A 24,106-nucleotide genomic window follows, 5' to 3' on the forward strand; every position below is an offset into this window, starting at 1 on the left:
TCAACGCTTGAAGAAAAAATACAACACGCCCCACCGCTGCCATGTGGTCAAAACCCGCATGACCGAGGAAGAATACGCCGACTTTACCGAGCGGCTGAAACACTATGACATGAGCCAAGCCGAATTTATCCGGCAAGCCATTACACGGGCGACCATTCGCCCCATCGTTACCGTTTCCCCGGTCAATGATGAACTGTTGTCCGCCGTTGGCAGGCTGACCGCCGAATATGGAAAAATCGGTGGCAACCTCAATCAGATTGCCCGCGCCCTCAACGAGTACGGCACACCATACAACGCCCTGTCCGTTGAAGTCCGCGCCGCCATTTCTGACCTTGCTGCCTTGAAGTTTGAAGTCCTGCGAAAGGTAGGTGACGCTGTTGGCAACATTCAAACATATCAGCTCTAAAAATGCGGACTATGGCGCAGCCGAGCAGTACCTCACCTTTGAACATGACGAGTTTACCATGAAGCCCACCCTTGATGAAAACGGGCGGCTCATGCTCAGGGAGGACTATCGAATAGCCACGCTGAACTGCGGCGGCGAAGATTTTGCCGTTGCCTGTATGCGCTCCAATCTCCGCTATGGGAAGAACCAGAAGCGGGAAGATGTAAAAAGTCACCACTACATTATCAGCTTTGACCCACGGGACGCAGCGGACAACGGTTTGACCGTAGACCGGGCGCAGATGTTGGGCGAAGAATTTTGCCGGAAACAGTTTCCCGGACACCAAGCCATTGTCTGCACCCACCCGGACGGACACAACCACAGCGGCAATATCCATGTGCATATCGTTATCAATTCCCTGCGGATAGCGGAAGTTCCGTTCCTGCCCTACATGGACAGACCGGCAGACACCCGCGTCGGGTGTAAACACCGCTGCACAGACGCGGCGATGGAATATTTCAAAGCCGAAGTCATGGAACTGTGCCACCGGGAAAACCTCTATCAAATCGACCTTTTGCATGGCAGCAAGAACCGCATTACCGAGCGTGAGTATTGGGCGCAGCGGAAAGGACAGGCAAAGCTGGACGAGAAAGCCGCTGCGCTGCCAGCCGGAGAACAGCCCGCCAAGTCCACAAAGTTTGAAACGGATAAGGAAAAGTTGCGGCAGACCATACGCGCCGCGCTGTCCTCTGCCGCCAGCTATGACGAGTTCGCCGCCGTTCTTTTGCAGCAGGGCGTGACCGTCAAGGAGAGCCGGGGACGGCTATCTTATCTCACGCCGGACAGGACAAAGCCCATTACCGCCCGCAAGCTGGGCGATGATTTTGACCGCACCGCCGTTCTTGCCCTTTTGGAACAGAACGCCCACAGAGCCGCCGAGCAGACCGCAGCCGTACCCGAATACCCCCGCAGCATAAGGGAGCGTTTGCAGGGCAAAAAAGCTGTCCAAACCACCCCGAAAAAGGACAGCATTCAGCGCATGGTTGACCGGGCGGCAAAACGGGCGGAGGGAAAAGGCGTGGGCTATGACCGCTGGGCGGCAGTCCACAATCTGAAACAAATGGCGGCTACCGTTGCCGCCTACGGGCAGTACGGCTATTCGCCGGAGGAACTGGACGCAGCCCTTGTATCCGCCAATGCGGATTTACAGGACAGCACCGCCAAGCTGAAAGCCCTGGACGCTGCTATCCGGGAGAAAAAGGAACTTCAGACACAGGTGCTTGCCTATGCCAAGACCAAGCCTGCCCGTGACGGTCTGAAAGCGCAGAAAACGGAAAAAGCCCGCAGCGCCTACCGGGAACGGCACGAAAGCGATTTTATCATAGCGGACGCAGCCACCCGTTATTTTCGGGCGCATGGCGTTTCCAAGCTGCCAAGCCATAAAGCCCTGCAAGCGGAAATCGAGCAGCTTACCGCCGAAAAGAACGCCCATTACAACGAATACCGGGAGAAAAAAGCCCGTGTCAAGGAGCTGCATACCGTGAAAAGCAATCTTTCTCAAATCCTGCAAGGCGAGAAAGACAGAGAGAAAAAGCACGAACATGAGCGTTAAAAACCGCCCCGAAACGATACCAAAACGGGGATATGCCCTGCACCCTATCCGCAATACTGCCCACCTTTGAAACGGGGCGCACAGCGCAGGAAATCCCCGAAAATGACACCGAGAAACTACATTTTTACCGACCTATCCGCTTATACCAGCGGAAACGGCAGAAAGGAGCGAGAAATGCCACGCATGAGCAAAAAGCGGCGGTTGGAATGGAGCTTTTTCCTCAACCACCGAAACCGTATTACCTACAATGACCTTTGCCGGGGCTGCACACACGGCTGCAAGCAGAGCTTCCGGGCGATTATCGTCCTCTGCCCCCGGTATTTCTCTAAGAGATGGAAACACAGGGAGGACACCGCCAATGGCAGATAACCGCAAATATTACTACCTCAAACTGAAAGAAAACTTCTTCGACAGCGATTCCATTGTGCTGTTGGAGGACATGAAAGACGGGATTTTGTATTCCAATATCCTCTTGAAGCTGTACTTAAAATCGCTGAAAAATGGCGGCAGATTGCAGCTTGACGAGCATATCCCCTATACCGCCCAGATGATAGCCACGCTGACCCGTCACCAAATCGGGACGGTGGAACGGGCATTAGCCATCTTCCAGCAGTTAGGACTTGTGGAGCAGCTTGACTGCGGGCTGCTTTATATGACCGACATCGAGCTGATGATCGGTCAATCCTCTACCGAAGCGGAACGGAAACGCGCCGCAAGGCTTGAAAATAAGGCACTTTTGCCGCCGCGGACAAATGGCGGACATTTGTCCGACATTCGTCCACCAGAGATAGAGATAAAGAAAGAGATAGATATAGAGTTAGAAAAAGAGGGAGAGTTAAAGGGACAAGCCATCGCCCGCAGCTATGGCAGATATGAGAATGTATTTCTGACTGATACGGAGCTTTCCGAACTGCAAGCGGAGCTGCCCGAAAAATGGGCGTACTACATTGAGCGGCTTTCCGGCTATATCGCGTCCACGGGCAAGAAATATAAAAACCACGCCGCCACTATCCGCAGATGGGCGGCAGACGATACCGCAAAGGCTGCCCCGAAACAGGGCATACCCGAATACACCTGCAAGGAGGGCGAGAGCTTATGAGTAATCTGTTTACAGAACGAGTTTTGAATATGGCGGCTGTTACCCCACAGCCGGAGGACTACACGGGCGAGGACGGACTGCTTTACTGCGGCAAGTGTTACACTCCGAAAGAAGCCTACTTCCCGGAAAAGCAAGCCGCCCTGTTTGGGCGTGACCGCCACCCGGCAGAATGTGACTGCCAGAAAGCCCAGCGTTTGGAGCGTGAAGCCGCCGAACAGCGCAGAAAGCACCTTGACACCGTGGAGGACTTGAAGCGCCGGGGATTTACCAATCCTACCATGCAGGAATGGACTTTCGCCAACGACAACGGGAAATGCCCGCAAATAGAGATTGCACACTTCTATGTGGAGCATTGGGAAACCATGCGCGAGGAAAATATCGGCTATCTGCTATGGGGCAAGGTCGGCACAGGAAAAAGCTATTTTGCCGGGTGTATCGCTAATGCCCTCATGGAGCAGGAAGTCGCTGTCCGCATGACGAACTTCTCTGCGATTTTGAATGACCTGACCGCCAGCTTTGAGGGGCGCAACGAGTATATCGGGCGTCTTTGCCGTTTTCCTCTGCTTATCATTGATGATTTTGGAATGGAGCGCGGCACAGAGTACGGTTTAGAACAGGTCTACAATGTGATTGACAGCCGCTACCGCAGCCGCAAGCCCTTAATCGTTACCACCAATCTGACATTGGACAGCCTGCAAAATCCGCTGGACACCGCCCATGCCCGGATTTATGGCCGCCTTTTGGAAATGTGCGCCCCTATCCTCTTTACGGGAGAGAACTTCCGCCGTGAAACGGCGCAAGCCAAGCTGAACAGACTAAAAGAATTGATGAAATGAAAGGAGTTGCCTATGGCAGAGAACAAGCAGAACACCACCCCGGAACGCCGCCCGGACTGCGTGACAGAGATCCGCATGGGCAACACCGTCCTTGTCGTTTCCGGATTTTTCAAAAAAGATACCACCGACACCGCAGCCGATAAGATGATGAAAGTGCTGGAGGCGGAAGCCGCCGCAGGACACAAAGCCCAGCTTTCGCCCTAACGCTACAAGCCGCACAGAAAAATCGTCATTTTACCGGGCGGTAAAGAAGCAGAAGCCGCTATACAGACAGCCGCCCCATGTGGTATAATCGAAATACGGAATAGTGGGGCTGGCTGTCGGAAACGGAGGATTTTATGTTAAGACAGACCACCCAGAAAATCACTGCCCTTTATCCAAGACTATCCCATGAGGACGAGCTGCAAGGCGAAAGCAATTCCATTTCCAACCAAGATGTAATATGTAGAGGGTGGTTTCTACCGCCTAATACTATTACATGACTGGCGGCTCATTTGTGGTGAATTGGTCTGGCAGTTGTGGGAAAGGAAAAAAATCCGCATAACTGCTGACATTTTAGCACGAAGGGAGCATGAAAATGAAGTCTATTTTTGAAGAAATGGGCGGCACATATACGAAGGTTGGCGATTACTATATCCCCGACCTTGCGCTGCCGGAGACCGAGGAATATCAGATCGGTAAGTATGGCCGTATGCGCCGCCGCTACTTGAAAGAGCATCGTCCCGTCCTTTATGCACACTACCTAACAAGCTGCACCCTGCATGAACATCTTGCAGAGATAGACAAATCCTGCAATCAGCGTATGGAGATCATGTGCGAAGCTATGGCACGACTGGAAGGTGTGACCGAGGCACTTAAAGCTACCGATCAAATGGAATGGGTACGGCGCATGAACAACATTCATAACCGTGCAGAGGAAATTGTTCTGACGGAGCTTGTATATTGCTAAACACATGTTAGCCCCGCATCAGCATGAATGAACGCTGGTGTGGGGCTAATTCTGTATCACTTAGCTCTTTATATTCCAGTAGCCTTTTCGGTCAGACCCGATGCGCTCGATGATTCCTTTTTCCTTCAGCTCCTTCAGACGCTGAGAAACTGTTTTTCTGCTGATAGATAGCTTATCTGCTATGGTGGTAGATGTGTATGCAGGATCTTCGGAAATCAGGGCCAGAATTTGCATGGATTTTTCATCCAAGGTTTCTGTTACCTTTTCTGTTACCTTTTCTGTTACCTTTTCTGTCACCTTGTAGGTGGCAGATCGAATAACCCGATCCTCTGACGCTGTAAACTGAATCATAATATCGCCGGGATGCACGGTGTACGCAGGAAGCGGGCTTCCATCTTCCTTGCAAGCCTGACAGATTTTCTCAATACCACGTCCCCAGCTCTCGATGAAGCCGGCCAAATAATACACATTCGCAATCGCCGTGTTGTAAGGGCGGGATGCGTGTTTGGACATCAGGCTGTCTGCCGTCCAGTTGTCTGGAAGCCTACCACAGTTAGCGATATACAGCTTATCCTCATACACGCTGATCTGAATCGGAACGCCGCTTTCATATTGCTTGTGGCATAGAGCGTTAAGAAGGGCTTCACGCAGGGCAGCGTCGGGAACAAAATAACGCTCAATGCGCTGCATCCCTTCGTAAGTGATTTTCGCTTTCATATATTTCAGATGGATGACTTCAATGATCTTGTCAATCTGTTCCAACAAGGAGCCGTGAATTTCATCCTGATAACGGAGATCGGCATCATTCTCGAAAAAGCCGATTTTTGTGTATGCGCCCAGCTGCCAGCGGTCAGGGTCTTTGCAGAACAGCAGCATCGCTGCGTTGGTATAATACCCGGCATTGGTCAGACGCAGCTTTTCCATTAAATCCGCTTTGTCCTCGTCTAAAACGCTTTGGTCGATCCGGCCCTTCTTGGCGGCAAGGGTCTTGAATCTCTTGACCAACTCATCATCAATATCATCCAACGTAAATCCCGGCAAGGGCATATTATCCCACGAAGCACCACGTTTGCGTAGAATGAAGCTCTCCAGTTCTGGGCCAGAAAGGGTCTGCATGGTGCTGCCGCTTCTATAATAATAGACACCTTTGCAGTTTATGGCAACGGGATATGGTGGAACAACGATTTCCAGATATTCTTTCCCGTCACGCTCCAGCTGATTGACATCCACCACGATGCTCATGGCATTTCGGATTTTGTTTGGAACATCCTCCAGCAGCTTGCGGATATTGGGCAGGCCGATAACTTTTCCATCATCGTCACAGCCAATATAAATCTTGCCGCCCTGTGCATTGGCGAAGCCGCAAATCCATTCCAGATAGTCATCCTTCCACTTAGCTTTCCATTCTATGTTCTGATTTTCAGGCATTATTATCACCATCCTCTGATTTATTCTTTCCCCGGCTCTTATAAACATTATACTGATTTTTACACCTTGCACTGCAAAAAGCGGAGTTAGCCCGGTTACTCAGGAACACTTTCTGACACTGCTTGCACATCCGCAACGGCTTTGTGCTGTCCACCAGCATGAAGCTGAACATCATCTGAATCCCCAACAGCAGGGAATGGAAATCCCAATAGATCGTTGGCCTATCCAACAGCTCTATATGATAGGTGGGTGCAATGCCGCCAAATGCAGCCATAGACTTACGCAGCATATTCCGGCTTTCTTCCTCCATGGAATCATAGTCATTATAATAGAAGAAAGAGGTCAGCATATTAAATGCCCAATCCTTGAGTTGCTGTGCCACCCAATCGTAAGGCTCTGCATACGCCCGCTGGAAGCTCATGGTCTTTGCCATCGGCTCGTCCATAAAGGTCATGGTCAGTGCAATCATTGCCCGGTCGCTGGACACATTCCAACTGGATTCCACACCGTTCTTGACCACATCCAGCTTATCAAAGGGGTAAAACAGGGACAGATACTTCTCCGTCTCCATCGTTTCTTCCTTGATAAAATGGTTCTTTGGCAGATATACCGCCTCATAATCCATAAAGGACGGCGTGGTGGGCAGGGCCGTCATCAGGCCCAGCAGCCCATAGTGGGTAATAAATTCCAAGATTGCCTTTTCTACCTCTGGCTCAGAGCTTTTCTTGCCGTTCATCATCAGCATCCCCACATTCAGAGCATCCAGCACAATGTCCGGGGCTTCCTTGAGTGGGTTATAGACATCCGGCCTGGCATCCTTTGCCGGGGTGATGTATTTCTTCCCGTCCTTGCCTGTTTTGATTTCATAGCGTTCATACCGCACCCAATGGGAACGGGATTGCTCAAAAAATGTATTCATAACGCAAATCCTTCCTTTCGGTCATCTGCTTATCAAATTCAATCAGATCATTCGCTGTCCTTGCTGCTGCCAAGGGCAGCTTTCTTTTTCCTCGGCTTTGATTTGTTCTCCCGGAGGATAACGGCGTCCTTGCCATAGGCTTTCAGCAAAAGCCCATATTCCTCTAAGAACTGCCGTTCCCGCAGCGTTAGGCTTCCACAGTCGTTCTGTTTTTCCAAAAGGTAATCATAAACCGCTCTTTGCAGCTTCTTGTGGATATTCTTTCGGAGCTTTCTAATGTTTCGGTCTGTCTGTCCCCGTATCATACCCACCTGTATGGTGCTGTACTGCCGGATGGACAGGTAATACAGCACTTCCTTCTGATCAATGGTAAGGCTGCGTATCAGCTCAGAAATAAATGAGCTTGCAACCAACTCATGCAGTTCATAGGGGCAAGAAAAAATGATATCCAGAAAATTGCCGCTGGCAAGCTGGCGGTATCGTGGCAGATTCAAATACAGCGGAATCATCTTCGGATTGGGAACTGCCATGTATTCTAACGGAACATCTCCCCGGAGATTTTCATGGTCACGCTCCCGTCGTTCCCGATTCCGATCCAACCTGTCCCATTCGCTGACAACGTATCGAAAGTCGTCCTCTGTTCTTGCAGCATCCTCCAGCCGTGCCAACGCCTCTGCCCGTATCTGGCGCTTTAAGCGTTTTTCGCTGACAGGAGCAGCTTCTTCCTCTTCGTCCTCCAGTTCTACGGTGTAGTCCCTTGGGTTTTCGTCCTGCTCCAGCTCTCTTTCCAGCTCTAAGGCTCGTTCTTCGGAGAGGATTTCCTCTAACTGCTCGTTTTGTATCGTCAGATCGGAGGCTTCATCCCATTCGGTTAGGTCATCACCGTCATCCGGGAACAGGAGAAATGTTCTATTTTCATCTGTCATGACCTCACCTCCGAAAATTTTTTGAATTTCTTTCAAAAACAGTTCCGATTTACACCCCGGATTTCTCCTATTAGTGAGAGGGTAATCTGATAAGCGGTTATTTAGGTTACTTTTTCAACCCGTATCAAGAGAAAGGAGGACGCAAGTTGCGGTAGCTTTATGAAACATGACACAAGATGCCACCGACTTACATCAGTCGGAACCACCATTAGTATATCAAACGAACATGAATTTTTCAAGGAGGAACGCTATGGATAAAAACAAACAGGCACAGTATATGATAAGACGTATTGGCGGCACCACCTACAAGGTGAGAGTCGCTTTCAGTGAAAGTGGGAAAGAGACAATGGAGGATAAAATTTTACGAATGATACGCAACGAAGTAGTTACAAACGACGGAACTTGTGATATAATTGGTGTACCACAAATGAGCCGTCAGTCTGAAAGGAGCGCATCATGAGCATCATTCAGACTGAGGACAAGATCACCGCCTTATACGAACGACTTTCCCGTGACGATGACCAGATTGGGGATAGCAACTCCATTGTGAATCAAAAGAAATACTTGGAGGGCTATTGCGCACAGCAGGGGTACACAAACTTTGCCCATTACACGGACGACGGATTCTCAGGCGGCACATTTGAAAGACCGGCATGGAAAAAGCTGGTGGCAGACATTGAAGCTGGCAAGGTGGCTCGTGTGATCGTAAAGGATATGTCCCGAATCGGACGTGACTACTTGCAGACCGGCTTTTACACGGAGGTTATGTTCCGTCAGCATGGCATTCATTTTATTGCCATCGCCAACAGCGTGGACAGCAACGACCAGAACAGCAATGAATTTGCTCCGTTCCTCAACATCATGAACGAGTGGTACTTGCGTGATCTGAGCCGCAAGCAGAAAACCGCTATCCGTGTGAAGGGGGAATCAGGCAAGCCTACCACCAACAGTGCCATCTACGGCTATAAGAAAGACCCGAACGACAAGCACCATTGGTTGATTGACGAGGAGGCCGCCGCCGTTGTGCGGCGCATCTTCCGTCTGACCATCGAGGGAAAAGGCCCCTATGACATTGCCAGAATCCTTTTTGAAGATAAGGTAGAAGCTCCGGCGGTCTATTTTGCAAGGAAAGGCATTGGCGTTTGGAAAAGTAAGACCGAGTTCGCATATCCTTATAACTGGAGCGGCTATATTGTGGGGCAGATATTGTCTAAGCCTGAGTATATGGGGCATACGGTCAATTTCCGTTCCCACAAGCTGTCATATAAGGACAAGACCTCTATTCCTAATCCCAAGGAGGACTGGCTGATCTTCGAGAACACCCATGAGGCCATTATCGAGCCGGAAACATGGGAGCTTGCTCAGCAACTGCGGAAAACGCCACGGCGTATTGATACCATAGGCGAAGCCAATCCCCTGACCGGGCTTTTATACTGTGCGGACTGCGGCGCAAAGATGTATAATCATCGTTCCAGAGGCGGTACAGAAGGCACTCCGTATCCGTCGGATTTCTTTGACTGCTCCTCTTATACACTGGCACATCAGAAGCATGGAAAGGACTGCTGCGGGCACTATATTACCACTAAGTCGCTGCGTATCCTTATTTTAGAGACAATCCGCACTGTCAGCCAGCTTGCCATAGCAGATCGGGAAAAATTCACCGAGAAGATACGAGCCGCTTCACAGGTCAGGCAGGTGGAGGCGGCCAAAGATGCCAAACGAAAGCTGAACAAAGACCGTAAGCGCCACAGTGAGCTGGATACGATCATTAAAAAGCTCTATGAATCCTTTGCCGTAGGCCGAATTTCTGAGGAACGCTTTGACAGCCTGCTTGCTGAGTACGAAGTCGAACAGAAAAACCTTTCCGCACAGATTGCAGAAACGGAGGAAAGCCTGACGAGCTATGAGGAAGATACTGCCCGTGTAGAGCAGTTCCTTGCTTTGGCAGAAAAGTACACCGATTTCTCCGAGCTGACTACACCGATGATCAATGAATTTATTGATAAAATCATCGTTCATGCCCCGGAGCGCATCGACGGGGACAGAACGCAGGAGGTAGAAATCTTCCTGAAATTCATCGGAAAGTTTGAACTTCCTGCCCCGGAGCTGACAGCAGAGGAAATCAAGCGGCAGGAGCAGCTACGCCAGCATCGCATCAAAAGCCGGGAGCGCTATCAGTTGATTAAGGCCGGGAAGCACACCGTTGGGCAGCCTTTTCAGCTAACCTGTAAGTGCTGCGGTCAGGGATTTGAATCCAAAAGCTCGGCTGCTATGTTCTGCGGACCGAATTGCCGGGCGAAGTTCTACCGGCAGGAAGCGGCAGAAAACAGGCGGCGTGACTGCACTTGTGAAAACTGCGGTAAGACCTTTTCCACCACAAGAAGCAATGTCAAGTATTGCAGTGATGAGTGCCGATATGAGGGGCATATCAAAGGCCAGCGGGTTCGCAATGCAGCGAACAGGAAGGAAAAACTGGCAGCGGAGACAGTTACCTCTCCGGCTTAATATTTCCAATAAAACAATAAATTTTGAGGAAGCGGTTTGCCTTATATCAGGGCAAGCCGCTTTTTCTACGCAAAGGAGGACACATGAATTTATTCGAAACCGTAAAAAACAACGTCAGCCTGCGGGAAGCGGCACAGGCGTATGGCCTTGAGGTCAACCGGCACGGCAAGGCGCTCTGCCCCTTTCACAATGACAGACACCCCAGCTTGTATGTGGCAAACGACCATTATTATTGCTTTACCTGCGGAGAGCATGGAGATGTCATTGACTTCACTGCAAGGTTGTTTGATCTCAAGCCCTACGACGCAGCCATGAAGCTGGTGATAGACTTTCATCTTGACCCGGACAAGCCGCCCAGCGCAGCGGCACTCAATGCAAAGCGTATCCGAACAGAAGCACAGAAGCTCAAAGAAAACGAGCGTCTGTGCTTTTCTGTTTTATCGGACTATTACCGTTGCTTGGAGGAATGGAAAGCATACTATGCGCCGCAAACGCCGGATGAGCCAGTCCATGATTTATTCGTGGAAGCCTGCCACAAGCTCAGTCAGATTGAATATGAACTGAACATTCTCACCTTTGGTGACAGCTATGAGCGTCGGGAAATTGTACAGGACTGGATGACGGATGGTGAAATCATAGCACTAAAGGAGCGTCTGGAACAACTGCGAAAGGAGGAAACCTATGGACGAATTGAATACCCCAATGGTTATGCCGCCTGAAGAAAGCATTCCCGATTGGTATGATGGAAAACGCATCAACGAAGTGCTGTTTTGTCAGCAGTTCTTAAAAAAGCATCCCATGAAATGTGTCAGAGGAAGGCTGTTCACAGTGGATGGACTGATTGAGGACGAGGCGCAAATCGGCAATCTCATTCTGGAGGAGATCTCCGGCTGTCTGACCTCCGGGCTTTCCAAGGTGGTGGCAAATCTGCTGGCCAGTATCAAGCTGCAAGCCTATTCGCCGCCCCTGCCCATCGAGACTGACCGTATCCATGTGGCAAACGGGACACTCTTTCTGGATGGGCGTTTCACCGAGGACAAAAGCTATTGCAACAACCGTCTGAGTGTGGCCTATCTCCCCGATGCACCGCCGCCTGTGCGCTGGCTGCAATTTTTATCCGAGCTGCTTGTCCCGGAGGACATTCCCACCTTGCAGGAGTATATGGGCTACTGCCTATTGCCTACCACAAAGGGGCAGAAAATGCTCCTGATGATTGGTAAGGGCGGCGAAGGAAAGAGTCGAATCGGACTTGTAATGCGCTCCATGCTGGGAGATAACATGAATACCACCAGCATCCAGAAGGTAGAGAACAACCGTTTCAGCCGTGCAGACCTGGAAAACAAGCTGCTGATGGTGGATGACGATATGGATATGAGTGCCCTGCCCAAGACCAACTATATCAAATCCATCGTGACCTCAGAGTGCAAGATGGATATGGAACGCAAGGGTGTTCAAAGCTATCAGAGCCAGCTTTATGTCCGCTTTCTTTGCTTCGGCAACGGCGCTTTAACCGCTTTGCACGACAAGTCAGACGGCTTCTTCCGCAGGCAGATCGTGTTGACCACCAAGGACAGGCCAGCAGGACGAGCCGATGATCCATTTCTGGTGGATAAGCTGACACAGGAGCGTGAGGGCATCTTTTTGTGGTGTCTGGAGGGTCTGCGGCGGTTGATTGGGAACGAGTATCAGTTCACCATCAGCGATAGAGCCAAAGAAAATATGGAGACAGTAAAGCGCAGCAGCAACAATGTGATCGAGTTTTTGCAATCCGAGGGCTATATCCGCTTTAAGGCCGACAGCGAAGCCAGCTCCAAGGCTATCTATGAAGCCTATCTCCGCTGGTGCGAGGACAACGCACAAAAGCCTATGTCAGCAAATCGTATCAGCTCAGAGCTGGCCCAGAATGAACGGCTTTATAATGTGGAGGCTACCAACAATGTGTACGCAGCCGGAAAGCGGGTGCGTGGATTTATCGGAGTGGAGGCGATGAACTTGCTTCCTTATTAAATATGAGAACTGGACTTCAAAACTGCCGTACATGCCGTACACGATGTACGGCAGTTCTCAACTCCGTTTTCAAAAAGCTATTTTACCGCAAAATCAGCGTTCTTTATGTGCAATGTGCTGCGATTACCGCATTTTCTTGCGGTATAAACAGCGATTTGACAAAGCAAACGCAAAATCCAAAGACCAATCGGTGTACAGCGGCGTACAGCACTGGCGTTTACCGTACAGAGCCGTACACAAACAATCTATTTTCAAGGCCGCACAGCGGCAGAAAGGACAAACTATGAACTATATGAACAATAACCCTATAATCATCGGCATCGACCACGGCTATGGGAATATCAAGACTGCACATTGCTGCTTTCCTACGGGCGTGATCATCTCTGACAAGGAGCCGACCTTCAAAAGCAATCTGCTTGTCTACAACGGCAGCTATTACACCGTGGGCGAAGGTCACAAGGAGTTTATCTCTGACAAAATGACAGACGGTGACTACTATATTCTGACCCTTGCTGCCATTGCAAGAGAGCTGAATATCCGCAAGCAGACCTCTGCCCGTGTGCATTTGGCGGCGGGGCTCCCTCTTACTTGGGTCAGCGAACAGAAGGATAGCTTCAAGGCGTACCTGTTGCAGAATGAAATGGCGGATTTCATTTTCCGTGGTGTCAGCTATCATGTGGAGTTTGCCGGAGCGGACATCTTCCCGCAGGGCTTCTCCGCTGTGGCGGACAGACTGCGGGGATTCAAGGGCATCAATATGCTTTGCGACATTGGCAACGGAACGATGAATGTCATGTATATCAACGAGCGCCGTCCGCTATCTCAGAAGTGCTTCACGGAGAAGTACGGGACAAACCAGTGCATGATTGCTGTCCGGGAAAATCTCATGCGGCAGTTTGGCGCATCGGTAGATGATACGATTCTGGAGCGTGTGATTCGCTTTGGGACGGCAGACATCAGCGAACGCTACCTAACTGCTATCCAGAACACAGCGAGGGATTACACCGCAGGCATCTTCCGCAGACTGCGTGAGCATGAGTATGACCCGGAACTGATGAGGCTCTATGTTGTCGGCGGTGGAAGCTGCATGGTGAAGAATTTCGGAGAATATGATGCCAGCCGGGTGATGATCAATGATGACATCTGCGCCACAGCCAAGGGCTATGAGCTGCTGTCTGCACAGAAAATGCAAAAGAAAGGCGATCTTGTATGAAGCAAATCTACACAACAACACTTCGGCTGAATCTGGAGAACGAAGCAGACCGCAGGGCGTGGGAGCATTTGCAGAGCCTTGACAGGCGAGAATATCGTTCAGTCAGCAAGGCAGTCGTTTCGGCGGTCAACGCTTACTTTGACCGTAGCAAGCAGCTTGCCGATGATCCCTATCTGGAAACACGGGAGAAGGAGGACGCTTTCCTCAGCCGGATCGAGGATACCATCTCACGCAGCTTGCAGAGCTGTACGCCGGTAAGCCTTGGCGGTATCCTACAGCTTATGCAGAGCGCACAGCCTGCCGCTGCTCTTGTTTCGGAGGAAACCGAGGAGGACATTTCAGCTGCGCTGGATTTTGCAGACGGCTTTTGAAATTACTTTTCTTGATTTTACTACTATGTTGGTGGCAATACAATCCGTCTTTGCTACCAAATTGGCAATTCTCAGAATGAGGAAAACAATTTACCATCAGTTCTGCAGGGAGTTGGTATCTGTGTGATACCAGTTCCCTGCTTTTTACTATCACGAAGCCGCCCAGCGGCAGAAAGGAGCCAGATATGGCAAATAAAAAGATCATGACCAAGGAAGAATTGCAGGCCAAGCACCGATTGGAGGAGGCACAAATGCGGGATCGGGCGAAAGAGCGAAAGGCCCGTACCAGACGCTTGATTCAGGAGGGCGCTGTTTTGGAGAAAGTATTTCCAGAGGCTCAGCAAATGGAGCTTGAAAAATTAGAGGACTTGTTATATGAGAAGCTACACTAATCTGCGAGGGGCGTTCCGGGCAACCGGGGCGTCCCTTCCTTTTTTATCCCGAAGGGCGCACTTACTCACCACCTGCGAAGCAGGCGGTGGTATCCCTTCCGTTGGTCGGGCTCGTGCGCTCTTCACGAACTGTCCATCGGACACTTCTCCAGAGAGGGCAGGAAATGCCGCAAGTCAGCATTCCCTGTGCAGTCGGCGCTTCTGCTGATGCAGAGATTGCTGCTTGTCGCACCAATCCGGCAGATACTCTGCCCGCCTCCTGCCTGCGAAAACCTGCCACCGGCAGCTTTATCGCAGATATGGGCAGCAATGCAGCCCATTTTCTCTTTGCAAAGAGAAACAGAAACCAAGGGGTGGCGTTTTACCACCCCCTCACAAAATACGAATCGAGGTGAACGCAAATGGCAATTTACCACTTGGAGGCAAAGGTGGTCAGCCGGGGAGCCGGACGCTCCGCCTGTGCAGCCTCCGCTTATCTCAGCTGCTCCCACATCCTCAATGACTATGACGGAGTACAGCACGATTACACCCGAAAGCAGGGGCTTGTGTGGCAGGAGGTATTCCTGCCGGACATGGCCCCACCCGCATGGCAAGACCGAGAGGTTCTCTGGAACGCCGTGGAGGAAAACGAGAAAACCAAGGACAGCCGCTTAGCCCGTGAGTTTGTGGTAGCCCTGCCCATAGAGTTGTCCCTAGAGCAATGGCAGACGCTGTTGACGGACTTCGTACAAAACCAATTTGTCGCAGACGGGATGTGCGCCGATCTGGCAATCCACGATCCTGATCCACCGGGTCATAATCCACATGCCCACATTCTCTTGACGGTGCGCCCGCTTGATGAAAGCGGCAAATGGCAATACAAAACGGAGAAGGAATATCTCTGCAGCCGTGACGGTGAGGAACGGGGCTTTACCGCTGCCGAGTTTAAGGCTGCACAGGCTGACGGATGGGAGAAACAGTACCAGTACAAGGTAGGCAGGAAGAAAGTGTATATGACACCATCCGCAGCTGAGGAACATGGATATGAGCGTGCCAGCAAGTATCCCAAAAGCACCAAATACGGGAGACAGAATCCCATTTCTGAACGCTGGAACAGCGAGGAACAGCTCCTTATCTGGCGCAAAGCATGGGCAGATGTGACAAACAAATATTTGGAGCGATACGGTCATGAGGAGCGCATCGACCACCGCAGCTTTGTCGAGCGAGGCATTGACGAGCAGCCCACCATCCACGAGGGCGTGATTGCCCGTGCTTTGGAACAGAAAGGTATCGTGTCCGACAGGTGCGAACTCAACCGTCAGATCAAGGCGGACAACAGGCTCCTGCGGGAACTGAAGGCGCAGTTCAAGAAAATTACGGAGGCGGTGAAGAACACGCTGCCCGCTATTGCAGAAGCGTTGGAAAAGCTGCGGGAAAATATGCTGATCTTCTGCTATCAGTTAGGGCATATCCGCAGCAGCAAGAAACAGATGACCGGTGCCTTGAATATTCTGAAGCCAAATCTGGCACAGTACCGCTCCCTTGTGCAGCAGATAAAGGAAACAACCAAAGAACGGAAGTCCCTACTGGCTGAAAAGAAATCCCTTCCTGCGATCCACTTTGTCAGGCACCGTGAGCTTGCCTCCAAAATAGCCGAGTTGACGGAAAAGTTAGAGGAGCTAAAAAGCGAAAAGGCTATGCTGCTTCATTCTCTGGAATACCCAGAGGACGCCACAAGCGATATCTTCCAGCGCCAGATTGACCGCTATGAAGATAATCTCAAACGGCTTGAGGCGCAGGAGAATAAGTATGCCGGAGAGCTGGAGGCTGCATTGTCTGAGTATGCCGAGCTGAAAGAGCAAGCTTCCGGCTTTGATTCCTTGCAGCTTTATCTGGAGCGGAAGGCACTTCGACCTGACAGAGAGAAAGCAGCAGCCCAACGCATTGAAGCGGCTTATGGCGACAAGTTCAGTTGGTGGTTGATGGAGAGTGGCCTACGGGATGTGTCTGGCTATCTTGACGAATATGCACAGGAAAAGACAATGGATCGAGAACTGCGGCAAAGGCGGCGATCGGAGCGGCTTGAGCGTAAGATGAAAAACAGAGATATGGAACGTTAAAAGTGCTGGAGGTTGAAACTTCAGGTGAAGTCTGTGACATAGGGGGATGGAGATAATCCCTATACGTCAAGCGTAAAATAAGCACCGGTATGGGTTTTCCATACCGGTGCTTGCAATATTTAATCGAATTCTATCACTTAAAATCAAAAGAGTTTTCCAACAACTTATCAAGTGCTGCCATCAGTTCCGCTCGAACAGCCTCTCTTTCACTTTCTCCGCCTGCATTTTCGATATAGATGGAATAGTTATCAAATGTGATATAGGCGTAATAGATCACAGTCTTAATTCCTTCGCTGTTTGCATTTGTAACGAAGTAGCCAGCTTTAACTGGCGTATCTCCAACCATAGATACATTTCCCTTGCCAATTACGGTAGTATCCATAAGATTGTTCCCAGACAGCGAAACAACAAATTTCATATCGCTGTAATGACCATCAAAGCCAACAAATGCTACATCGTCCAAGGTAAAGAGGGCATCTCCGGAAATCGGAAGATCACCGAAAATAGTCTGAACCTCATCTTTGGTCAATGCTCGTGCTTGCAAGTTCAAACTCAGAGCAGAGGCTACCGTATCTGCTTTAGTGAAAGATATGGTAGTTCCATCACCTAATGTAGCTGTTTCTGTACTTTTGCCGAATAATCCCATACTAAACACTCCCACCACGATTAGACAGAGACACGCAGCAATTGCCCCAAATTTCAGCCAAATGCTTTTTTGTTTCTTTGCCTGATAACTCGCCGTTTCTTCGATATGACGGCTACCAATGCCACCAACGGCGTCAGAGATGTTCTTTCGTGTCATAAATCATACCCCGCTTTCTGTAAATGATTTTTAAGTTTGCTTCTGATTCGGGAAAGGCGAACAGACACATTGTTATTTGTTGTACGAAGCCTCTTTGCAATTTCTGTAATGCTATCTGAGTACCAATACCTTGCTACAAACATAACCCTGCTTTCCTGATCCAAGCTGTCAAGGAAACGATCAATTTCCTGTGACAGCTCCTTTGCATCCACTTCCTGTTCAATAGTAGACGCAGAAGTTAGGCACTCTTCCAACTCATCAAGTGCAACATCATAGTAACTGTTTCGCTTTAGTGCAGTATTTGCGTGGTATTTTGCGGTAGCGATATTGCGGGTAATACGAAAAATATAGGTTCTGAGTGGGTCAGGTCTTTCTGGAGGAATTGCATTCCACGCAGCAAGGTATGTATCATTTACACATTCTTCTGCGTCGGGTTCGCATTTCAAAATGTTGTTTGCAATTCTTTTGCAAGTTGAACCGTATTTTGCAGCAAGTTCAGCTATTGCCTGCTCAGTACGAGCAAAGAACAGTTCAATGATCTTCACATCCTCTAACAAGGTATCCACCTCCTCACCTATGTACTATGGATCTGGCGGACAATCTTACAGAAGCGAGGGAAAATTTCACACCTTTATTATAGTACATTGCAATTCTATTTTCTATCGCCTCAGCAAAATCGTTTGGCACCAGTCGAGGTCGCTCGGCAGTCTGAAAATATGGTCCTTCGGTTTTGGTAGAGTTGCTCGCAGCAGAGGAGGCGTAACAAAAAATTAAAGGTAGCTGCCCGGACAGAATGGGTTGGGTGGAAAAATAAATAATATCCGAAACAGGATGACGGAAATTGTTAGCGCCGAGTTAATTCGTACACAGTTAGTGTTTAAGTGTTTACAAACAGCCCATTGATATTGTTCGTTTGTGCGTATATAATATATATAACTATTTGATGCGGAGGTAAACTATGTTTGAATACATGACAGTACAGGATGCGGCTAAACTTTGGGGAATATCGGTGCGTCGTGTTCAAAAGCTGTGTGAGGAGAATCGCATTGATGGAATTGTTCGGCTACCTCGTGCATGGCTAATTCCCCAAGATGCCCAAAAGCCGGCTGATGGAAGATATAAACAAAATAAAAATGAATTTATAGCTGACAACAAGGAGAACACACGATGAGTAAATTGTTATTAGTGGAGGATGACCAAAGTATCGTATCCTCATTATCAGACTATTTAGGAAATGAAGGGTTCAAAATCGAAAATGCTCCCGGTCAAAAAGAAGCAATAGAAAAATTGGATAGCGACCAATACGATATAGCCTTGGTGGACATTCAATTATCAAACGGAAATGGTTTTTCTGTTTGTTCTGCAATTAAAGAAAGAGGAACTATGCCAGTTATTTTCTTAACGGCTTCTGATGATGAATATAGTGTTGTGGCTGGGTTAGATATGGGGGCTGACGATTATATCAGCAAACCGTTCAGACCAAGAGAACTGCTTTCAAGGATCAACAGCGTATTAAGGAGAACTAAGAACACACAAAACATTATCAGTTACCTCGACTTAGTTGTGGACACAAATCAAGCAACCGTATCAAAGAATGGGAAAGAGATTTTGTTGTCTGCTATGGAATATAAGTTGCTGTTAGTCTTTTTGCGTAACAAAGGTATTGTCCTTTCTCGCAGAAGATTGTTGGAGCTTTTATGGGACACTACTGGGGAGTTTATCAATGATAATACATTGACTGTCTATATGAAAAGGCTACGTGACAAAATTGAAACCAATCCGCAGGAGCCGGAAATCATAATTACCGTTCGTGGGCTTGGCTATAAGGTGGGTTGATATGGACTTTATCAGAAATAAAGAAGTTAAAAGGCAAATTGTTGTCAGCAGTATTCTTATTCTATTTTGGGGCGGCATTGGCATTATCGTTGATAGCAAAGCTGTGTGGATTGTTCTGTCGGCTATCATTTCATCCAGTGCAGTTTCCCTCTTTTTCACATATCAGAGATACAAGAAAATTGCTGATTTTAGTTTGCATATTGATAGGCTGTTACATGGAGATGAAAAAATTTCTTTTGGGCAGTTTCAAGAAGGTGAGTTATCTGTTTTACATGATGAAATATCCAAGATGACAAGACGGCTTATTGAACAGGCAGAAGCTCTGAAAATGGAGAAAGGTAATTTGGCAAATGCTTTAGCCGATATTTCACATCAATTAAAAACACCTTTGACATCGCTGAATATCTTAAATGCTTCTCTGTGTAATGAGGAACTGACTGACGAAGAAAGGTATGAGCTGATCCGCGAACAGACTATGCTCTTATCAAGAATGGAGTGGCTGATAGCCACACTTCTGAAAATATCCAAGCTGGATGCAGGAACGATTACTCTAAAGCCACAGGCGGTATACTTAAAAGATGTGGTAGAAAAAGCAATTCGTCCTCTGGAGATTGCGGCAGAATTAAAAATGCAGACAATCACGCAAGTGATTCCGGCAGAATTAAAACTATCTCTTGATACTGATTGGACTGCTGAAGCCTTGGGGAATGTAATCAAAAACTGTATCGAACATTCACCAGAGGGCAGCACTATCGAAATCAAGGCAATAGAAAGACCTCTTTTGACACAGATCATTATAGAGGATAGCGGAACAGGTTTTCAGGAAAAAGACATCCCCCATTTATTTGACCGATTTTATCAAGGAAGTGGCTCTACAATCGGTAATGCCGGTTTGGGGTTGGCTCTGGCAAAGACGATCATTGTCAATCAGGGTGGTGTCATCCAAGCGAAAAATCGGGAGTCAGGCGGTGCAAAATTTGAAATCTGCTTTTATCGGGGGACTGCTTAATGCAGCCCCTTTTTAAGTGACATTTTTGTAATGAAAAAGTAATGAAGCAGTCACTTGGCTTTGCTATACTGAATTGCAAAAATATATGGAGGAACTTTTTATGGAGATATTAAGAGTAGAGAATATCTGCAAAACCTATGAAATGGACAATGCTCCTGTCCATGCTTTGTCAGATGTTTCTTTTTCCGTCGATAAAGGAGAGTTTGTTGCAATCATTGGAGCATCTGGGTCTGGCAAGTCTACCCTGTTGCACATTTTAGGTGGTGTTGACAGACCGACTTCGGGAAAAGTATTTGTGGATGGACAGGATGTTTATGAGCAAAATGAAGATGAATTGGCTGTATTCAGAAGAAGGCAGGTTGGGCTTGTCTATCAGTTTTATAATCTGATCCCGGTTTTGACTGTCGAGGAAAATATCACGCTGCCGATTCGATTGGATGGGCGTAAAATCAATCAGGAGCGTTTGAAAGAACTGCTATCCACACTCAAACTGGTAAAGCGTAGAAAGCACCTGCCAAGTCAGTTATCCGGCGGTCAACAACAAAGAGTGGCAATCGGACGAGCGTTGATTAACGCACCTGCGATTATCCTTGCGGATGAGCCAACGGGAAATCTGGACACGGAGAACACAAGGGATATTATGAAACTTCTGCGTGAATCCAATGAAGTCTATCGCCAGACAATGATCCTGATTACCCATGACCGTGAAATCGCAATGCAGGCAGACCGTATTCTGGAAATTCAGGATGGCAGACTTGTGAGGGATGAGGTGATACGCTGATGAATATGATTTTCATGCTTACACTCAGGAATCTGTTGTCGAATAAAAAGCGTACCCTACTCACACTTTTAACCATTCTTTTGTCAATCAGTATGATAACCGCTATTCTCTGTGGGGGATGGTCGTTGGTTGATTTTTTGAAAGAGAAAGAAAAAGTGTATGGTGGCGATTATGACTACTACATGGAGGATTTGACTTGGGAGCAGGTTCAAGAGCTATATAGTCAAAACAATGTAGGCGAAGTTTCGCTTCTCCGCTTTGCCGGAAACAGTTTTTACGGGGAGAAATCCAACAGTACAATGCTCTCCGTTGGCGAGATTGACGAGAACTTTACCCAAAGATTTTCGTTAAATCAGTATTTGCTTGCAGGGCGTTTCCCGCAAGATGAAAATGAGATTGTTATTTCAGAATCTTTTTTGAAGAAAAACAACATGAATACAGAGATTGGAGATACGATTTCTTTAACTCTTGGTTCAAGAATTTGGGATGAATATAATGCCCAGCTTTCCGGGCTGACAAATTATAGGGGCGAAGAAGAAAGCTTCGTTCCAACAAAAGAGAAAGCGTATGTAGTTGTTGGTATTCTGTCAGATGTGAATGACTCAAAAATCGCAGCAAACTATAATGCCTTTGCAGGTGTTGACAAAACGGCATCCGATTTTGCTGCGTATGTCAAGGCAAAGAATTTATCCAATTCGATCTATACAGAAGCCGAAGAAGTGGCTGCGGCAGTAGACAGTCATGTAGCAAAGTTTCATTCGGAATTGTTAGTCTATCATGGAATTACCGGGGGTAAAGGAGCTGCAAAACTGATTGCTTTGGTGGTCATGGTCGTTTGTCTTTTGATGGCTGCATCTGCTTCAATGATCAGCAACGCCCTCTCCATTTCCTTACAGGAACGAATTAAGCAGATGGGAATGCTATCCAGTATTGGAGCCACAAAAGGGCAAAAACGCCTTAGCGTATATTTAGAAGCCTTCCTTTTGGGAGTGGTGAGCATACCCTTTGGATTGGTTGTTGGTATCCTGCTATCTGCTCTGTTATTAAGTGTGGTCAGGGCAGCTTTTGGAGAAACATTCACTTTTGGCATCGTAGAACTGTCCTTGAAGGTAAACGGATTGATCCTGCTCGTCAGCGGATTATCCGGCATTGCTTCTTTGTACTTCGGAAGTAGAAAGCCTGTGAAGCAAGCAGCTAAAATTACAGTTATTGAAGCGATCCGCCAGTCTAACAATGCGGTATCAAGAAAGAAATTCCGTGACGGAAAAATCGTTTCTTTGGTTTTTGGCATTTATGGTTCGTTAGCAGCAAAAAATATTAAGCGTAATCCAAAACGCTTCCGAGCGATTACCGGCTCTATTTTCTTGTCGGTGGTAATTGCCCTTTCCTTATATAGTTTCTCTGATTTTATGCTTTATCAGACATCCTTGGATATGAAGGAGGACGGTTCCTGTTATACTGATGTGATTTCGATGATTCAATACAAAGATATTCCTGTCGCAATCGGGGCATTATCGGATGAAAATATCACTGCGGATGTTTCCTATTCTTTTCAGCGATATATGACCGCTGAATTTTCGCAGGAACAAATCAATCCTGATATGCAAGGATATTTTATCAATGGTACGAAAGCAGAGGTATATGTCGTAGGATTGGACGAAGAACATTTTGTCTCTTTTTGCGATGAAAATGGATTCAGTCTGGATGTGACAAATTTCAATCATGGAATTTTGCTCAATCAGACTATGGGATACTATAATTCGGCACAAAATCGGGTAATTGCAGGCTCACCGTTTCTTATTGAACCGGGAACAGAAATCATTCCGCTGGGGGCATCCGAGGATGCCTTGCCGATTATCGTGGAAGAAATCGTTTCAGAAGAAAATGCAAATATCCAATCCATGTTTGTGAGAGATCGAGCTGTCCTCATCGTGCCTTTAAGTTATTTTAACTTGCTGATAGATGATAACGCCTATGTGGAAATGAGAATACAGACAGCACAGCATAAAGAAGCAATGGAATGTCTGGCTGACAGAGGATTTCCGCAAACTGTGGACATTGCAGCCGCAACGAATAATTCCAGACAGGTATATACGATTGCAAAACTGGTAATCTGCCTGTTCTCGATCCTGATGACGGTTATTATCAGCTTGAATGTTTGTAACACTATCTCGAATACGATTCATTTGAGAAGAAGCGAATTTGCTGTTCTGCGTTCTGTTGGTATGACTGCCAAAGGATTAAAATGTACGCTATTGCTCGAAGCTGTTTTGTACGGCGTAAAAGCATTGGTTCTTGCGTTGCCTGTGAGCTTTTTGATTCATTGTGCTATCTACTACTTCATATCGTCGGGTATGACACCATTTGCTTTTTATATGAACGGCGGTATTTATGCTCTTGCAGTTATGGCTGTCGGCGCTATGGTATGTATCGCTATGCTGTTTGCTGTTAGAAGCGTATCAAAGGTGGAAATTGTAGAGGAACTGAAATTGAGCAATATGTAATCATTCAATCTAACAAAGCAACTGAAACAGAGGTAATAGAAATTGCGTAAAAAGAAACTGGTAAAGAGAGTTGCAGGCATTGCTTTGACTGTTGGTGCAGTTATACTTGCCATTGTATGTGTTGGTAAAGTAAATCGCATTCAGAACGAAAAAGATATTATTGGCACATGGAAGGATGCAAATGCTGAGGAGATATTTACCTTTCAAGAAAACGGGGAACTTGCTGTGAGTAAAGATATGCCCGATTCGGGTCTATCCTGCGGTGACGCATATTATAGTTTTTCTTACTCGGATATAATCTGTGTTACACAGGGAAATAGTAGTGTAGAATTTGAGATAGAAGTAGATCAAAACGAATTGAAAATCTTCTTCATGGGACAAGAATATCTGGAATTGGAAAAGTAATGATTACAAATAAAAGAAAACCATTGAG

General features: G+C 47.8%; 26 protein-coding genes and 1 pseudogene. 22 read left to right on the forward strand and 5 right to left on the reverse strand.

All coding sequences use genetic code 11. The features are described from left to right. Positions 1-7 precede the first annotated feature (7 nt). From ACI3EW_RS01660 to ACI3EW_RS01695, 8 genes and pseudogenes are all read left to right on the forward strand, one after another. Positions 8-406 carry a plasmid mobilization protein gene (locus tag ACI3EW_RS01660; RefSeq protein ID WP_040647222.1) on the forward strand — a complete coding sequence of 133 codons (399 nt, stop codon included), beginning with the start codon at positions 8-10 and terminating at the stop codon, positions 404-406. Next, entirely contained in the window at positions 378-1,997 is a 1,620-nt protein-coding gene (locus ACI3EW_RS01665) for a relaxase/mobilization nuclease domain-containing protein (RefSeq protein WP_405579942.1), read from the forward strand. The genes ACI3EW_RS01660 and ACI3EW_RS01665 overlap by 29 nt, the downstream gene beginning before the upstream one ends. 174 nt (positions 1,998-2,171) lie before the next feature. After that, a complete protein-coding gene (locus tag ACI3EW_RS01670; protein ID WP_006573562.1) occupies positions 2,172-2,366 on the forward strand; it encodes a hypothetical protein in 195 nt (64 codons plus the stop codon). Beyond that, positions 2,356-3,096: a phage replisome organizer N-terminal domain-containing protein gene (locus ACI3EW_RS01675; protein ID WP_117733642.1), complete on the forward strand. Its 741-nt coding sequence runs from the start codon at positions 2,356-2,358 to the stop codon at positions 3,094-3,096. Before ACI3EW_RS01670 ends, ACI3EW_RS01675 begins: the two co-directional genes overlap by 11 nt. After that, positions 3,093-3,932 carry an ATP-binding protein gene (locus ACI3EW_RS01680; protein WP_405579945.1) on the forward strand — a complete coding sequence of 280 codons (840 nt, stop codon included), beginning with the start codon at positions 3,093-3,095 and terminating at the stop codon, positions 3,930-3,932. Before ACI3EW_RS01675 ends, ACI3EW_RS01680 begins: the two co-directional genes overlap by 4 nt. Before the next feature lie 12 nt (positions 3,933-3,944). Beyond that, positions 3,945-4,136, forward strand: coding sequence for a transposon-encoded TnpW family protein (locus tag ACI3EW_RS01685; protein ID WP_005946147.1), 192 nt, complete (start codon positions 3,945-3,947; stop codon positions 4,134-4,136). Positions 4,137-4,270: 134 nt separating this feature from the next. Next, positions 4,271-4,366 (forward strand): annotated as a pseudogene (locus tag ACI3EW_RS01690) (recombinase family protein); the annotation flags it as partial. A 143-nt stretch (positions 4,367-4,509) separates the two neighbouring features. After that, the gene (locus ACI3EW_RS01695) at positions 4,510-4,881 is read left to right on the forward strand and encodes a TnpV protein (RefSeq protein ID WP_055145291.1); all 372 of its coding nucleotides are present in this window, start codon (positions 4,510-4,512) and stop codon (positions 4,879-4,881) included. Between the two features lie 60 nt (positions 4,882-4,941). Here ACI3EW_RS01695 and ACI3EW_RS01700 read toward each other — a convergent pair whose 3' ends face one another. Genes ACI3EW_RS01700 through ACI3EW_RS01710 form a run of 3 tightly spaced genes read right to left on the reverse strand, consistent with a single transcriptional unit; the run spans position 4,942 to position 8,154 of the window. Next, positions 4,942-6,309 (reverse strand): ATP-binding protein, encoded by a 1,368-nt coding sequence (locus tag ACI3EW_RS01700; RefSeq protein ID WP_055145294.1) that lies wholly within the window; start codon positions 6,307-6,309, stop codon positions 4,942-4,944. After that, entirely contained in the window at positions 6,302-7,228 is a 927-nt protein-coding gene (locus ACI3EW_RS01705; protein WP_055145297.1) for a hypothetical protein, read from the reverse strand. Before ACI3EW_RS01705 ends, ACI3EW_RS01700 begins: the two co-directional genes overlap by 8 nt. Before the next feature lie 47 nt (positions 7,229-7,275). Beyond that, positions 7,276-8,154 (reverse strand): hypothetical protein, encoded by an 879-nt coding sequence (locus ACI3EW_RS01710; protein WP_055145300.1) that lies wholly within the window; start codon positions 8,152-8,154, stop codon positions 7,276-7,278. 250 nt (positions 8,155-8,404) lie between these two features. On the opposite strand from ACI3EW_RS01710, the gene ACI3EW_RS01715 reads away from it, so the two are divergent. The 8 genes from ACI3EW_RS01715 (at position 8,405) to mobQ (ending at position 16,741) form a co-directional block, all read left to right on the forward strand. Beyond that, positions 8,405-8,614 (forward strand): transposon-encoded TnpW family protein, encoded by a 210-nt coding sequence (locus ACI3EW_RS01715; protein ID WP_055145303.1) that lies wholly within the window; start codon positions 8,405-8,407, stop codon positions 8,612-8,614. Then, positions 8,611-10,659, forward strand: a complete 2,049-nt coding sequence (locus tag ACI3EW_RS01720; RefSeq protein ID WP_055145306.1) for a recombinase family protein — start codon at positions 8,611-8,613, stop codon at positions 10,657-10,659. Before ACI3EW_RS01715 ends, ACI3EW_RS01720 begins: the two co-directional genes overlap by 4 nt. Positions 10,660-10,742: 83 nt before the next feature. Continuing rightward, entirely contained in the window at positions 10,743-11,378 is a 636-nt protein-coding gene (locus ACI3EW_RS01725) for a CHC2 zinc finger domain-containing protein (protein ID WP_055145308.1), read from the forward strand. Further along, the gene (locus ACI3EW_RS01730; protein WP_330375650.1) at positions 11,341-12,666 is read left to right on the forward strand and encodes a DNA primase family protein; all 1,326 of its coding nucleotides are present in this window, start codon (positions 11,341-11,343) and stop codon (positions 12,664-12,666) included. The genes ACI3EW_RS01725 and ACI3EW_RS01730 overlap by 38 nt, the downstream gene beginning before the upstream one ends. 283 nt (positions 12,667-12,949) lie before the next feature. Further along, positions 12,950-13,879, forward strand: a complete 930-nt coding sequence (locus ACI3EW_RS01735; protein WP_055145311.1) for a ParM/StbA family protein — start codon at positions 12,950-12,952, stop codon at positions 13,877-13,879. Further along, positions 13,876-14,250: a hypothetical protein gene (locus ACI3EW_RS01740; RefSeq protein WP_055145314.1), complete on the forward strand. Its 375-nt coding sequence runs from the start codon at positions 13,876-13,878 to the stop codon at positions 14,248-14,250. The genes ACI3EW_RS01735 and ACI3EW_RS01740 overlap by 4 nt, the downstream gene beginning before the upstream one ends. 203 nt (positions 14,251-14,453) lie before the next feature. Then, positions 14,454-14,642, forward strand: coding sequence for a hypothetical protein (locus ACI3EW_RS01745; protein ID WP_055145756.1), 189 nt, complete (start codon positions 14,454-14,456; stop codon positions 14,640-14,642). A 401-nt stretch (positions 14,643-15,043) separates the two neighbouring features. Then, entirely contained in the window at positions 15,044-16,741 is a 1,698-nt protein-coding gene (gene mobQ / locus ACI3EW_RS01750) for a MobQ family relaxase (protein WP_055145320.1), read from the forward strand. 133 nt (positions 16,742-16,874) lie between these two features. Here mobQ and ACI3EW_RS01755 read toward each other — a convergent pair whose 3' ends face one another. Both ACI3EW_RS01755 and ACI3EW_RS01760 read right to left on the reverse strand, forming a co-directional pair. Further along, entirely contained in the window at positions 16,875-17,543 is a 669-nt protein-coding gene (locus ACI3EW_RS01755) for a hypothetical protein (protein ID WP_055145323.1), read from the reverse strand. Then, a complete protein-coding gene (locus ACI3EW_RS01760) occupies positions 17,540-18,100 on the reverse strand; it encodes an RNA polymerase sigma factor (RefSeq protein ID WP_055145326.1) in 561 nt (186 codons plus the stop codon). Before ACI3EW_RS01760 ends, ACI3EW_RS01755 begins: the two co-directional genes overlap by 4 nt. 401 nt (positions 18,101-18,501) lie before the next feature. Between ACI3EW_RS01760 and ACI3EW_RS01765 the strand changes: the two genes are divergently transcribed. The 6 genes from ACI3EW_RS01765 (at position 18,502) to ACI3EW_RS01790 (ending at position 24,078) form a co-directional block, all read left to right on the forward strand. Further along, positions 18,502-18,714 (forward strand): helix-turn-helix domain-containing protein, encoded by a 213-nt coding sequence (locus ACI3EW_RS01765; protein ID WP_055145329.1) that lies wholly within the window; start codon positions 18,502-18,504, stop codon positions 18,712-18,714. Continuing rightward, a complete protein-coding gene (locus ACI3EW_RS01770; protein WP_055145332.1) occupies positions 18,711-19,379 on the forward strand; it encodes a response regulator transcription factor in 669 nt (222 codons plus the stop codon). Before ACI3EW_RS01765 ends, ACI3EW_RS01770 begins: the two co-directional genes overlap by 4 nt. Position 19,380: 1 nt before the next feature. After that, positions 19,381-20,388, forward strand: coding sequence for a sensor histidine kinase (locus ACI3EW_RS01775; RefSeq protein WP_055145335.1), 1,008 nt, complete (start codon positions 19,381-19,383; stop codon positions 20,386-20,388). A gap of 100 nt (positions 20,389-20,488) precedes the next feature. Beyond that, entirely contained in the window at positions 20,489-21,169 is a 681-nt protein-coding gene (locus ACI3EW_RS01780) for an ABC transporter ATP-binding protein (RefSeq protein ID WP_055145338.1), read from the forward strand. Continuing rightward, positions 21,169-23,673 carry an ABC transporter permease gene (locus ACI3EW_RS01785; protein WP_055145341.1) on the forward strand — a complete coding sequence of 835 codons (2,505 nt, stop codon included), beginning with the start codon at positions 21,169-21,171 and terminating at the stop codon, positions 23,671-23,673. The genes ACI3EW_RS01780 and ACI3EW_RS01785 overlap by 1 nt, the downstream gene beginning before the upstream one ends. 42 nt (positions 23,674-23,715) lie before the next feature. Beyond that, on the forward strand, positions 23,716-24,078 hold the full coding sequence (locus tag ACI3EW_RS01790) for a hypothetical protein (RefSeq protein ID WP_055145343.1): 363 nt from the start codon (positions 23,716-23,718) through the stop codon (positions 24,076-24,078). The last annotated feature ends 28 nt before the right edge of the window (positions 24,079-24,106 follow it).

The sequence above is a fragment of the Pilosibacter rotomagensis genome (assembly GCF_045062245.2).
In the GTDB taxonomy this organism is placed as follows: domain Bacteria; phylum Bacillota; class Clostridia; order Lachnospirales; family Lachnospiraceae; genus Pilosibacter.